General features: G+C 62.7%; 10 protein-coding genes. 3 read left to right on the top strand and 7 right to left on the bottom strand.

What is annotated here, in order from left to right:
* The first annotated feature begins 21 nt into the window (after window positions 1–21).
* The 3 genes from PAN08_RS11620 (at window position 22) to dxs (ending at window position 4,824) form a co-directional block, all read left to right on the top strand.
* A complete protein-coding gene (locus PAN08_RS11620) occupies window positions 22–1,812 on the top strand; it encodes an acyl-CoA dehydrogenase C-terminal domain-containing protein (protein ID WP_269791650.1) in 1,791 nt (596 codons plus the stop codon).
* 251 nt (window positions 1,813–2,063) lie between these two features.
* On the top strand, window positions 2,064–2,729 hold the full coding sequence (locus PAN08_RS11615; protein WP_269791649.1) for an HNH endonuclease: 666 nt from the start codon (window positions 2,064–2,066) through the stop codon (window positions 2,727–2,729).
* A gap of 187 nt (window positions 2,730–2,916) precedes the next feature.
* Window positions 2,917–4,824: a 1-deoxy-D-xylulose-5-phosphate synthase gene (gene dxs, locus PAN08_RS11610; RefSeq protein ID WP_269791648.1), complete on the top strand. Its 1,908-nt coding sequence runs from the start codon at window positions 2,917–2,919 to the stop codon at window positions 4,822–4,824.
* A gap of 337 nt (window positions 4,825–5,161) precedes the next feature.
* Here the strand turns inward: dxs and PAN08_RS11605 are convergent, their stop codons facing one another.
* From PAN08_RS11605 to PAN08_RS11575, 7 genes are all read right to left on the bottom strand, one after another.
* Window positions 5,162–6,334, bottom strand: coding sequence for an MFS transporter (locus PAN08_RS11605; RefSeq protein WP_269791647.1), 1,173 nt, complete (start codon window positions 6,332–6,334; stop codon window positions 5,162–5,164).
* A gap of 82 nt (window positions 6,335–6,416) precedes the next feature.
* Window positions 6,417–7,019, bottom strand: coding sequence for a TetR/AcrR family transcriptional regulator (locus PAN08_RS11600; RefSeq protein WP_269791646.1), 603 nt, complete (start codon window positions 7,017–7,019; stop codon window positions 6,417–6,419).
* Between the two features lie 239 nt (window positions 7,020–7,258).
* Window positions 7,259–8,824 carry a glutamine-hydrolyzing GMP synthase gene (guaA, locus tag PAN08_RS11595; RefSeq protein WP_269791645.1) on the bottom strand — a complete coding sequence of 522 codons (1,566 nt, stop codon included), beginning with the start codon at window positions 8,822–8,824 and terminating at the stop codon, window positions 7,259–7,261.
* Complete coding sequence (locus PAN08_RS11590; protein WP_269791644.1) at window positions 8,808–9,425, bottom strand: hypothetical protein; 618 nt, start codon at window positions 9,423–9,425, stop codon at window positions 8,808–8,810. Before PAN08_RS11590 ends, guaA begins: the two co-directional genes overlap by 17 nt.
* Before the next feature lie 13 nt (window positions 9,426–9,438).
* Window positions 9,439–10,896: an IMP dehydrogenase gene (gene guaB, locus PAN08_RS11585; RefSeq protein WP_269791643.1), complete on the bottom strand. Its 1,458-nt coding sequence runs from the start codon at window positions 10,894–10,896 to the stop codon at window positions 9,439–9,441.
* Between the two features lie 265 nt (window positions 10,897–11,161).
* On the bottom strand, window positions 11,162–12,046 hold the full coding sequence (gene folD / locus PAN08_RS11580; RefSeq protein WP_269791642.1) for a bifunctional methylenetetrahydrofolate dehydrogenase/methenyltetrahydrofolate cyclohydrolase FolD: 885 nt from the start codon (window positions 12,044–12,046) through the stop codon (window positions 11,162–11,164).
* An 86-nt stretch (window positions 12,047–12,132) separates the two neighbouring features.
* Window positions 12,133–13,977 carry a monovalent cation:proton antiporter-2 (CPA2) family protein gene (locus PAN08_RS11575; protein WP_269791641.1) on the bottom strand — a complete coding sequence of 615 codons (1,845 nt, stop codon included), beginning with the start codon at window positions 13,975–13,977 and terminating at the stop codon, window positions 12,133–12,135.
* Between the last annotated feature and the right edge of the window lie 72 nt (window positions 13,978–14,049).

The following is a 14,049-nucleotide window of genomic DNA, read 5'->3' as shown; positions in this document are numbered from 1 at the left end:
GCATCGTTCGAGATCGTTCTGATGAGCAACTACAAAGCCCCCGTTACCGACCTCCGCTTCGCCCTGCACGACGTGCTCAAGGCTGAATCCCTGTTTGCCGCGATGGGTCTTGAAGACGCCAGCGCCGATGTCATCGACGCCGTACTGGAAGAAGCCGCCCGTTTCAGCACCGCCGTGCTGGCGCCGCTGAACGCCATTGGCGATGAAACTGGCTGCAAGCTCGACAAGGCCACCGGCGACGTCACCACCGCACCGGGCTTCAAGGAAGCCTATGCACAGTTCGTTGACGGCGGCTGGACCGGCCTGACCGCATCGCCGGAGTTCGGCGGCCAGGGCATGCCGGGCACACTGGGCATGGCACTGAGCGAAATGGTGTCGTCGGCCAACCTGGCCTGGAGCCTGTTCCCAATGCTGTCGCACGGCGCGGTGGAAGCACTCAAGCATTACGGCGAGGACTGGCAGAAGGAAGCTTTCCTCAAGCCGCTGGTAGCCGGCAACTGGACCGGCACCATGTGCCTGACCGAACCGCACGCCGGCACCGACCTTGGCCTGCTCAAGACCCGCGCTGAGCCGAATGCAGACGGTAGTTATTCGATCACCGGCACCAAGATTTTCATCACTGCCGGCGAGCACGACCTCAGCGACAACATCGTGCATCTGGTGCTGGCCAAGCTGCCTGATGCCCCAGCCGGTCCGAAGGGCATCTCGCTGTTCGTCACTCCCAAGTTCAAGGTGGCCCGCGATGGCTCACAGGGCGAACGCAACGCGCTGCGCTGCGGCGCGCTTGAGCACAAGATGGGCATCCACGGCTCGTCCACCTGCGTGATGAATTTCGACGGCGCCGAAGGTTACCTCGTCGGCCAGCCGCACAAGGGCCTGATGGCGATGTTCGTGATGATGAACTCCGCCCGCCTCGGCGTTGGCGTGCAAGGCCTGGCGCAATCCGAGCGCGCTTATCAGGGTGCACTGGCGTATGCGCGTGACCGCCTGCAGTCGCGCTCACCCAAGGGCCCGGCACTGCCGGACAAGCCGGCCGACCCGATCATCGTCCAGCCGGACGTGCGTCGCATGCTGCTGACCACCAAGGCACTGACCGAAGGCGGCCGCCTGCTCGCCGCCCACGCTTACACCCAGCTTGATGCCGCGCAGCATGCCAGCGACGAAAAGGCCCGCGCCGACGCCGACACGCTGGTCAGCTTCCTGACCCCGATCGTCAAGGCCTGCCTCACCGAGTGGAGCATTGAAGCCACCTACAACGGCCAGCAGGTTTTTGGCGGCCATGGCTACATCGCCGAGCACGGCATGGAGCAGTTCGCCCGCGATGCACGCATCACCACTTTGTACGAAGGCACCACCGGCATCCAGGCACTGGACCTGATCGGGCGCAAGACCGCAGCCTCGCAAGGTGCGGGGCTGAAGTTGTTCCTGGCCGAGGTTGAGCAGTTCATCGCCGACAACGCCAACAACCCGGCCGTGGCGGAGTTCCTGCCAGTGCTGGGCGCCAAGTCCAAGGAATGGGGCAAGCTGACGGTGAACGTACTGCAGCGCGCTGCCGCCAATCCGGAAGAATTGGGCGCAGCCAGCTGGGACTACCTGTTCTACAGCGGCTACGTGGCCCTGGCTTACTGGTGGGCTCGCGCCGTGGTCGCCACGCAGACCTCCGGTCATACCGACAGCTTTAAACAGGCCAAGCTGGAAACCGCGCGTTTCTACTTCGCCCGCGTGCTGCCGCGCACCCTCACCCACGCCGCCAGCATGGAAAGCGGCGCCGAGTCGCTGATGGCAATGGATTCGGTCCGCTTCGGCGACTAAACCCACGCAGCAGCAATCCCAAGCCCCTCTCCCGCAAACCGGGCAGCAGGGGCAGATTGCGAACGGCACGTTCGCTGCCCGTCAAATGCCCTTGCGCCAGCGCAAGGGCCCGGGCTCGACACGGGGATTCAGGCGAGGACTGCTTCTTCACTTCAGTCGGCAACTTTTGCGGCGCCGCCCACGTCGCCCACTCCCCCAACTGCTTCGCATTTACACAAATTGTCACGCTTCGTGTATAAGCTGTTTTCCCGATGGAGACAGACACTACACCGCGTAGTCTGATCGATACCGGAGCCGACACCACTGCTCCGCTGGCCGGGTTTTCGCTTCCGCCGCCACTTCACCGCCTGGGTTCCGTGCGACTGCTGTCACTGGACGCGCATGGCCGGGTGCTGGACTGGATCAACTGGCAGGATGCCGCCTGCCTTTACGTGCGTGACGCAGTGGCCTGGACGCTGGGCGACCCCTGTCTGCACATCCACGGCGCCACCAATCGCGACAGCGGCCTACGCAGCGGCCTCGACCTGCATCCGATCATCGCCTCGCGTGGCTTTGCCCGTTCGCGCGCCATTGCGCCCACGCCCAACCTGACCAATACCGCGCTGTTTGCCCGCGACGCGCAGCTCTGCCTGTACTGCGGGCACCAGTTCAGCCGCCCGCACCTCACCCGCGACCACGTCATGCCTATCTCCAAAGGTGGGCTGGACACTTGGGAGAACGTGGTCAGCGCCTGCTTCCACTGCAATTCACGCAAAAGCAACCGCACCCCGCAGCAGGCCAACATGCCACTGCTCGCCGTGCCCTACCGGCCCAGCTGGATCGAACATCTGATCCTGTCCAATCGCAATATCCTGGCCGACCAGATGGCGTTCCTGAAGGCGCAGCTGCCCAAGAACGCGTTGCGCCGCAGCGCCTGAGAAGCGCCCGTCACTGCCTGTTTCATTCGCGTGCAAACGCCAAAAACACGTCACCGCAGATGCCAACCTGAACTGACACTTCAGATTGGCTCCAATCTCCGTCATCTACTCCTCACAAAGGCCGCGCTTTGCTTGCCCCACCCCCGGTTGGCGGCCAAAATACCGATTCGCTTGAAACACGAAGAAAATGATCGACTCTGCCTGCTATCCGCGCCTCTCGCGCGTCCAGAATCCCGACGACCTGCGCACGTTCGATGAAACCGAACTGGGCGCGGTAGCGGGCGAGCTGCGTGCCTACCTGATCGAATCAGTCGGCAAGAGCGGCGGTCACTTCGCAGCCGGTCTGGGGGTGATCGAACTTACTGTCGCCTTGCATTACCTGTTCAACACACCAATTGATCAGCTGGTGTGGGACGTAGGCCACCAGACCTACCCACACAAGATCCTCACCGGCCGTCGCGACAGCATCCACACGGTCAAGCAGAAGGATGGCGTTGCGCCCTTCCCCAAGCGCGAGGAAAGCGAGTACGACACGTTTGGGGTCGGCCATTCCTCGACCTCCATTTCCGCCGCACTGGGCATGGCCATTGCCCGTCAACGCCAGGGCGATGACCGCAAGGTGGTCGCGGTGATCGGCGACGGCGCGATGACCGCCGGCATGGCGTTCGAAGCGCTGGCACACGCCGGCGGCATGGACGACGAGCCGAACGTGCTGGTCGTGCTCAACGACAACAACATGTCCATCTCCGAAGCGGTAGGTGGGCTGACCAAGATGCTCGGCCGCGCCACCGCCAGTCGTACGCTCAATGCGTTGCGCGAAGGTGGCAAGAAGATTCTCGGCGACAAGCACAGCCCGCCAGCACGCTTCGTCAAGCGTTGGGAAGAACAGTGGAAAGGCATGTTCGTGCCCTCCACCGCCTTCGAGCAGATGGGCTTCCATTACACCGGCCCCATCGACGGCCATGACCTGCCGCTGTTGCTGTCCACCCTCAAGCGTCTGAAGGACACCAAGGGCCCGCAGCTGCTGCACATCATGACCACCAAGGGCAAAGGCTACGAGCCGGCCGAAGACGACCAGATCGGCTACCACGCCGTCGGTCCATTCGACCCAAGCAAAGGCCTGCCAACCAAAAGCGCACCGAAGAAGCCGACCTACACCGACATCTTCGGTGACTGGCTGTGCGACGCCGCCGCTGCCGAACCGCAACTGCTGGCCATCACACCGGCCATGCGCGAAGGCTCCGGCCTGGTGCGCTTCAGCAAGGAATACCCGGAACGCTACTTCGACGTGGCTATCGCCGAGCAGCACGCAGTGACGCTGGCCGCCGGCATGGCAACCCAGGGCTCCAAGCCGGTCGTCGCCATCTACTCCACGTTCCTGCAGCGCGCCTACGACCAGCTGGTGCATGACGTCGCCGTGCAGAAGCTGGATGTGCTGTTTGCCATTGACCGCGCGGGCGTGGTCGGCCCGGACGGCGCGACCCACGCCGGCAACCTCGACCTGAGCTTCCTTCGCTGCGTGCCGCACATGGTGGTGATGGCACCGGGCGACGAAGCCGAATGCCGCCAGATGCTCAGCACCGGCCTGCAGTACGACGGCCCCGCCGCAGTGCGCTACCCGCGCGGTACCGGCCCGGGTGCAGCCGTCGGCACGGATCTGTCCACACTGGAAATCGGCAAGGCGCAGTTGCGGCATCAAGGCAGCCGTATCGCCATCCTCGCCTTCGGCTCGACCCTCACCGCTGCCGAACAGGTGGGTCGCGAACTCGGCCTGAGCGTGGTCAACATGCGTTTCATCAAGCCGCTGGACAAGACGATGCTGCTGGAACTGGCCCGCACCCACGAAGGTTTCGTCACTGTCGAGGACAACGTGGTCGCAGGCGGCGCAGGTTCCGGCGTGTCCGAACTACTCAATGCCGAAGCAGTGTTGATGCAGGTGCTGCACCTCGGCCTGCCGGACAGCTTCCAGCACCATGCCAGCCGCGAAGATCTGCTGGCCGAAGCCGGCATCGACGCCGCCGGAATTCGCGACGCCATCCTCAAGCGCTGGCCGAAGCTCAAGGACAGCGCCGCGCCCTTGAGCGCAGCCAGTTGATCGATAGGCCCCGCAATGTGGGGCCTTCTTTATTGCGTTGCCACCACTACATAGCGCTGCCACCGCTCTTCATTGTCCTTGCACTGTAGAAGCGGCCTCGCTCGCGAAACCATCCTGCCTCGAACGCATAGGTTTTCGGCAATGGTGGGCAGCACTTCCAGGGCACCAACCGCAGTTTCGCTATCGAGCCCGGCCCGACGGTGCTTTAGATGTACACAAGACCACATACACAAAGGCGCCTTACGGCGCCTTTGTCGTTCAACTCACTCGCACTCACTCTCGTCGCCGGCGGCTTGCCGAAGATATCGTGGGCGAGCTGCAGCAGACCTGCTCGCCCTCAATCCCAGCCCTTCCGGCCAGCCCGTAAGTACGGCAGCACCGACAGCAGCGCCAGTACGGCGAGCACCAAACCGATCCACAGCGCCGAGCGCAGACCGTAACCAGCGGAAATCGCCATGCCACCCAGATAGGAACCGCCCCCCAGGCCGATATTGATCACCGAGGTGTGCACGGCATTCACCATCGGGCCGGGATGGGCGACGCTGACGATGCGCGCCATCATTGCCGGGTTCATCGGGACGCCGGACAGGCCGATCAGGACCACAGCCAGGATCGCCACCCATTTGTACTCAGCGAACATCGCCATGCCGAACAACGACACAGTGAGCACGCTCAGCCCGATAACCATGATGGCCAGGCTGTGGCGGTAGGCAAGGCGACCGGTGATCACGTTGCCCACAATGTTGGAGAGGCCGTAGACCATCAGGATGAACGGCACCACCGTCATGCTGAAACCTGTCACATCCACCAGCACCGGCACGAAGTAGCTGAAAGCGGCAAAGCTGGCACCGAGGATCAGGCAACTGGTGGCACAGGCTTTCCAATAGGCCTTGTTCCGGAAAGCCTTGAGCTCTTCTTCCATCTTGAGCGTGCCGCCGCCGGCCAGGTGCGGGAGCAGACGGACCAGAGCGAACAAGCAGACCAGAACCAGCACCGCCACCAGGCCAAAGGCGACACGCCAACCCCAGTACTGGTCGACGATGGTGGCAAGGGGAACGCCAAACACGTTGGAGACCATGAAGCCGCCAATCACCACCGAGGCGGCGAGCGGGCGGTTTTCCGTGGAAACCAGCGCCATGCTGGTCGCCAGTGAAAGGCTCAGACAACCTGCGCACAGCACGCCGGTAATGAGACGAATGGCCACCAGCACGTGGTAGTCCGAGTTGAACGCGCTCAGGCCCTGCGCAACCACATACAGGGCCAACAGCCACAGCAACGTAGACCGGTACGGGACTTTCAGCTTCAAGAAGGCATAGGTCAGGATCGGGCCGCCCAACATCACGCCGAAGGCGTAATACGAGATCAGGTGGCCGACCTCACCCACCGTGACGCCGAACGCATCGGACAAGGTGGACATCATGCCGGCGACCATCAGCTCGGCAGTGCCCAGGGAAAATATGGCCAAACCCAGCACGTAGACTGAAATCGGCAAACTCTTTGACGACGACATACTTATGGATCTTCTTCTAATAATGGAATTAACGTTACAAAAATAGGCAAAACGCGGCGAACAGAATGCCGGCCGTCGTGGCCTAGAGATTGATCAACAGGCCAGCGACGACATCTTCGAGAACCGCCCTGTCCGGGACGTTCCGGCTCAGTACGCGCAGGCCGTAGTAACCCGCCAGAAAACCACGGGCCATCTGCAGCGCCGAAGCCCGGTCGCCAACCTCGCCGTTTCGCTGGCCTTCGGCAAACACTGAAACCAGCGTCTGCTCCAGTCGCTGTCGGTACTCGTGATTCAGCGTGGCGACGGCTTCATCCTTGCTGCCACGCTCCAGCGCGGAGAAAAGCACCATTGCATCGTGCTGTCCCGGCTGGGAGAAGTCTTCGTCCATGCCCCACAGCAGCAGAGTGTGCAACCTGGCTTTTACCGGGCCCGGCTGCATGAGAATGGCCAGCTGCGCAGCCATCGTCTGCTCATGGCTGCGCAGCAAAGCCTGTTCGTACAGGCCCTGCTTGCTGCCAAAGGCGTTGTACAGGCTGCCACGCCCCAGCCCGGTGCCGTCACAGAGATCCTGCGCCGACGTACCGGCAAAACCATTGGCACTGAATACCGCCACGGCGGCATCAATGACGTCCTCGTCTTCAAACTGCCGCGGGCGACCCGGATAGGACGGTTTTTCAGTGCTCATGGCGGCGCTCGAGAGGAACGGGAATGGCTCCTGCTCGCTCTATTGTGGAATGGTCATTCCAATATCCTAGCATGACGACCAAGGCAGAGCAAAACCAAACAGGAAACGCCCAGCTTCCGCAGCCACGCCGCCGCGTTTTGTCGCCCAGTCCTGCGGAACCATGCCCGCCTCGATCTCGCGATTCACCCCGCGCCGTGCCTCAAAAACAAAGGCGCCTTTCGGCGCCTTTGTTATTCAACTCATTCCCACTCAATCGTCGCTGGCGGCTTGCCAGAGATGTCGTAGACCACGCGCGAAACGCCACGCAGTTCGTTGATGATGCGGTTGGACACGCGGCCGAGGAAGTCGTACGGCAGGTGCGCCCAGTGCGCGGTCATGAAGTCGATGGTTTCCACCGCACGCAGTGCGATCACCCACTCATATGCACGCGCATCGCCGACCACACCGACCGACTTCACCGGCAGGAACACCGCGAATGCCTGGCTGGTCTTGTCGTACAGATCAGCGGCGCGCAACTCTTCAATGAAGATGGCATCAGCCTTGGCCAGCAATTCAGCGTACTCACGCTTCACTTCGCCAAGAATGCGCACGCCCAGACCCGGGCCTGGGAACGGATGGCGGTAGACCATCGCACGCGGCAGGCCGAGCTCGACGCCAAGGCGACGCACTTCGTCCTTGAACAACTCGCGCAGCGGCTCTACCAACTTGAGCTTCATGTTCTCCGGCAGGCCACCCACATTGTGGTGACTCTTGATGACGTGCGCCTTGCCGGTCTTGCTACCGGCCGACTCAATCACGTCCGGATAGATCGTGCCCTGCGCCAGCCACTTGGCGTTGCTGAGCTTGTTCGACTCTTCATCGAAGATGTCAATGAACAGGTTGCCGATGGTCTTACGCTTGGCTTCCGGATCGCTGACGCCTTCCAGTGCCTTGAAATAGCGGTCGGCTGCATTCACACGCACAACCTTCACGCCCATGTTGTCGGCCATCATCTTCATGACCTGGTCGCCTTCCTGGAAGCGCAACAGGCCGGTGTCGACGAACACGCAGGTCAACTGCGTGCCGATGGCCTTGTGCAGCAGTGCCGCGACCACCGACGAATCAACACCGCCGGACAGACCCAGGATCACATCATCACTGCCAACCTGCTCGCGCACGCGGGCGATCTGGTCGTCGATGATGTTGGCTGCGGTCCACAACGTGGCGCAACCGCAGATGTCGGTAACGAAACGCTTGAGCAGCGCCGATCCCTGCTTGGTGTGGGTCACTTCCGGGTGGAACTGCACGCCATACCAACGCTTCTCTTCGTTGGCCATGGCAGCCACCGGAATGCGATCGGTCACGGCGGTGATGGCGAAGCCCGGTGGCACGTGCGTGACGTGGTCGCCATGGCTCATCCACACATCCAGACGCGGCTCGCCGCCGTGGTCGGACAGCCCACCCAGCAGCGCATCATTGCCCTGCAGCTTCACCTCGGCATGACCGAACTCGCGCTGGTCAGCAGCTTCAGTGCCACCCCCCAACTGCTTGGCCATGGTCTGCAGGCCGTAGCAAATGCCCAGCAACGGCAAGCCGCTGTCGAACACTTCCTGCGGTGCGGCCGGCGCGCCCGGCAACGTAGTGGTTTCCGGGCCGCCAGACAGAATGATGCCCTTGGCACCAAAAGCGGCGATCTCGGCCGGATCGTGGTCCCACGCCCAGATTTCGCAGTACACGCCAAATTCACGGATGCGACGCGCGATCAGCTGCGTGTACTGAGCGCCGAAATCGAGGATGAGGATCTTGTCGTTATGGATGTTGGTCATGCGGCCGCTCGGGAGTGGGATGAATGTAGAAAGATCGCGTCACGCTGGCGGCCAACTCATTGCGCTGAGCCACCGCCACCTCGTCCAGCGCGGACCAGCGTTCACCGATGTACCCATCTGCACGCTGCTGGCGACGCGGGTAAGGGTCAGTCCACCAACAGGTTTCGAACCGCTCATCGTCCAGCGCGTACTGCTTGCAGTAGATGTTGAACGAGCCCATGCCTGCGATGGGTCCATCAGTGAATGCAACATGCTTGATCGCGGCGCCAGCTTCGGGAAGGACGGTCGCCGACCAGCCCAGGTGCTGCGCGTTCTCACTTACGATCGCGTCAGTGGTCAGATCCGGCCCGTCGCGCTTCGTGCAGACAAGCCATCCTTCGTAGCTGGACGCCTGCGGCGGTAGCAGCCGCCAACGGGCTTGTCCTACCGACTCCAGCGTCCATCCCTTCGGAATGTCGAGCTGGAGGTTGCTGCACAGGGCGCGCCCTTCCGGAACAGCTGCAGTAGCCGCTACCGGGGCTTCCACCCCGGCAGCACAGCCAACAGACACCATCCCCAGGCCCGCCACCAGAAGCACCCGCAGATACACCGGCGTCGTCATCGGCGCCACCGTATCAAGCGCGGTAGTTCGGCGGCTCTTTGGTGATCTGCACGTCGTGGACGTGGCTCTCACGTTGCCCAGCGCCACTGATCTTCACGAATTTGGGCTGGGTGCGCATGTCTTCGATGGTGGCGCAACCGACGTAGCCCATGGTCGCGCGCAGGCCACCGATGAGCTGATGGATGATGCCACCCACCTGTCCACGGTACGGCACGCGGCCTTCGATACCTTCCGGCACCAGCTTGTCGGCGGTCGTAGCGTCCTGGAAGTAGCGGTCCTTGGACCCCTTCTCCATCGCAGCCAACGAGCCCATGCCACGGTAGCTCTTGTACGACCGGCCCTGGAACAGCTCGCTCTCGCCCGGCGACTCCTCGGTACCGGCCAGCAGGCCGCCGATCATTACCGTCGATGCGCCAGCAGCCAATGCCTTGCCGATGTCGCCGGAATAACGGATGCCACCGTCAGCGATCAGCGGGATGCGCTCCTGCAGGGCTTCGGCAACCAGGTCGATGGCGGTGATCTGCGGCACGCCGACACCGGCGACCACGCGCGTGGTGCAGATCGAGCCCGGGCCGATACCCACCTTGACCGCATCCGCGCCGCAATCAAGCAGCGCCAGTGCCGCTTCGCCGGTGCAGATATTGCCGCCGACCACCTGCACATGCGGGAAGTTCTTCTTCACCCAGCGCACGCGGTCCAGCACGCCCTGCGAATGGCCGTGCGCGGTGTCGACCACCAGCACGTCAACACCGGCAGCGACCAGCGCTTCGACGCGACGATCGGTATCGCCACCGACACCCACCGCAGCGCCCACCAACAGACGCGTTGCAGCATCCTTGGCAGCATTGGGGTTGTCGGTCTTCTTCTGGATGTCCTTGACGGTGATCAGGCCGCGCAGTTCAAACGCGTCGTTGACCACCAGCACCTTTTCGATGCGGTTACGGTGCAGCAGCGACAAGACTTCGTCCGATGCAGCGCCTTCCTTCACCGTGATCAGGCGATCCTTCTTGGTCATGATGTGACGGACCGGATCATCCAACTCGGTTTCAAAGCGCATGTCACGGTGCGTGACGATGCCGGCCAACATGCCGTCGCTGCCCACCACCGGCACGCCGGAGATGTTGTGCGCCTGGGTGAGTGCCAGTACGTCGCGGATGGTGGTTTCCGGACCGACCGTGATCGGGTCGCGGATGACACCGGACTCGAACTTCTTGACCTTGGCCACTTCGGCAGCTTGCTGCTCGACGGTCAGGTTCTTGTGGACGATGCCGATGCCACCGAGCTGTGCCATGGCAATAGCCAATCGGGCTTCGGTGACGGTATCCATGGCGGCCGAGATAATCGGCAACTTCAACCGCAGGTCGCGCGTCAGGCGCGTTCCGAGGTCGACATCCTTGGGCAGGATCGTGGAATGTGCGGGGACGAGGGAAACGTCGTCGTACGTGAGTGCTTCAGCCTGGATGCGCAGCATCGGCATACCCGAGATGTGGGGAAGCGCGACATTTTACCCTTAATTTCCCGCCGATGGCAGGGGGCAGGTGCGATGCAGTGTCGCGCGGGGAAATGTAATTCAGCTACTGGGGGAAGAAGCCCCTCATCCCTCCCCGCCCTCCCCTTGGCCGACCAAAAAGGGAGGGAGTGGATTACGCGAGCGTTCGGCGCACAGGCAACCGATTTCCGCCCTCCGCCTATCTTGGGCATAAATGCCAGCAAGAAGACGGCGAAGCAGCAGGTTTTCAGCCAGCAGCCTCAGCCGCTTCAATCGTGTTCTGCATCAGCGTCGCCACCGTCATCGGGCCAACACCGCCCGGCACAGGAGTAATCCAGCTGGCGCGCTGGGCAGCAGCCTCAAAGCCCACGTCACCCACCAGACGGCCGTCCTCCAAGCGGTTGATGCCCACATCGATCACCACCGCACCCGGCTTCACCCACTCACCCGGAATCAACTGCGGAATGCCCACCGCCACCACGAGGATGTCGGCGTTGCGCACCGCACGCTCCAACTCCGCGCGCGGGGTGAATTTGTGGCAGCTGGTGACCGTGCAACCCGCAATCAGCAGCTCCAGGCCCATGGGGCGACCCACGTGATTGCTGACGCCAACGATGGTCGCGTTGCGTCCGCGCACCGGCTGGTCGGTGTGGCCCAGCAGCGTGGTGATGCCACGCGGCGTACACGGACGCAGCCCGAATTCACGCAGCACCAGGTGGCCGACGTTCTGCGGATGGAAGCCGTCCACATCTTTACGCGGGTCAATCCGCTGGATCAGCCGGTTCGCGTCCGGAATGCCCGGCAGCGGCAGCTGGATCAGGATGCCGTGGATTTTCGGGTCAGCATTGAGTGCATCAATCAGCTCCAGCAGCTGAGCTTCGCTGGTACCGGCTGGCAGGTCGTAATCGAACGCCTCGATACCCACTTTTTCAGCAGCACGGCGCTTGTTGCGCACGTACACAGCCGACGCCGGGTCGCCACCGACCAGTACCACGGCCAAGCCCGGACGCGACCGGCCTGCCGCCAAGCGGGCATCCACGCGCACCTTCAGGTCGTCGAGGAGTTCCTCGGCGATACGGCGGCCATCAAGAATGCGGGAGGTCTGCACGGCGGTGTCGGCTGGGACAGTCATGAGGTGTGGGGCGAATGCGGGGGCGGCTATTGTCCCTGATTACGCCTGCTGCCACATCCCGCAGCCGCCCGGCCGGCCTGCGACACTTAGCGCGCCTCCGTATCCGGCGCCACGCCAGTCACCGCGTCAGGGTTCAACGTGCGCGATTCACGACGCGGCGGAGTGAATGGGGTCGGCGTGGGTTTCGGCGCCACAGTCGCATTGCCGTACAACAAGCCGACGCCCGCTTTGAGCCCGCCGCCGGCAATTTCCAGCTCAAATCGTTCGGCATCACGGCGCCGGATCTCACGCGCCACCAGGTCGGCCTCATCTTCCTCTGCGCCTAGCTGCAACAAGGCGGCTCGCCCGAATTCCACCGCCGACTCGAAGGTCTCGCGGATCTGGAAATCCACGCCAGCGTGTATCAGTGACAACGAATGCTCACGGTCATACGAGCGCACCAGCAGTTTGGCCTGCGGAAACTCATGCGCGGCGAGCTCGACGATGCGGTCTGCGGCGGCACGGTCGTTCACGCATACCGCGATGGCGCGCGCCGTTTCCGCGCCCGATGCACGCAGCACGTCCAACCGTGTGCCGTCGCCGTAATAAATCTTGAAACCGAAATCGGCGGCACTACGGATCATCGCGATGTCGTTGTCGATGATGGTCACGTCCACATCGCGCGCCAGCAATGACTGACTGGACACCTGGCCGAAACGACCAAAGCCAATCACCAACACACTCCCACTGAGGCCATCCGCTGCCTCTACGCCCTCGGTTGAAACCAGCCCCTCCTTGACCAACAGGCGGTAGACCAGCATGCACAGCGGCGTCAATGCCATCGACAACACCACCACGGCCGTGAGGTTGGCATTGACCGCGGTATCGATTACCCCGGCGCTGGCTGCCGCAGCGAACAACACAAAGGCAAACTCGCCGCCCTGCGCCATCAACACGCCACGGTCCAACGCCTGCCGGTGGTCACTGCCCATCACCCGCGCCACACCGTAAATGCATAACCCCTTGGCAAGCATCATCGCCGGCACCAACAGAGCAATCAGCTTCCAGTTCGAAGCGACCACAGACAGATCCAGCGCCATGCCCACGCTGAGAAAAAACAGACCCAGCAGGATTCCCCGGAACGGTTCGATGTCAGCTTCAATCTGGTGGCGGAAAGTGGATTCGGACAGCAGCACACCCGCCAGGAACGCCCCCATCGCCATCGACAACCCGCCCAACTGCATCAATAACGCGGCACCCAATACCACCAGAAGCGCAGCGGCGGTCATCACCTCGCGCGCCTTTGATTCGGCCAGAATGCGGAACAATGGATTGAGCAAGTAACGACCGACCACCACCAAGCCCACAATCGCGCCGACACCGATGGCAACGCTCGCCCAACGCGAGCCCACCTGCGCGCCTGCATCCACCGGCGCCATCCATGCCACCAGTGCCAGCAAAGGCACAATCAGCAGGTCCTCGAACAACAGGATGGAGACAATCTTCTGCCCCGATGGCAGCGCGACATCGCCGCGCTCGGCCAGCAACTGCATCACCACGGCCGTGGACGTCAGCACAAAACCCGCAGCGGCAATGAACGCCACCTGCGGGCGATAGCCGAACAGCATCGCTATGCCGGTCAGCACCACACCACAGGTAACGATCTGTGCCGTGCCAAGGCCGAAAATTTCGTTGCGCAGGCTCCACAGGTGTGACGGGCGCATCTCCAGCCCAATCACAAACAGGAACATCACCACGCCCAACTCGGCCACATGCAGGATGGCCTGCGGCTCAGCGAACCAGCCAAACCCAAATGGCCCAATCGCCAGGCCGGCAACGAAATAGCCCAGCACCGAGCCCAGGCCCAGGCGCCGGAACAACGGCACCGCCACCACTGCGGCGCCGAGCAGCGCCACCACTTTCACCAGTTCCGTTGAGGATTCCGCTGACATGTCCGCACCCTACTCATCCAATGTGCGCACGATAAAGCACAACGTGTGCAATTCGAGTGCGAGGGCACACTC

It is taken from the genome of Stenotrophomonas sp. Iso1, from assembly GCF_027497995.1.
GTDB lineage: Bacteria > Pseudomonadota > Gammaproteobacteria > Xanthomonadales > Xanthomonadaceae > Stenotrophomonas.
Note: the sequence above shows the minus strand (reverse complement) of the source record. Positions and strands in the feature narration are given on the sequence as shown.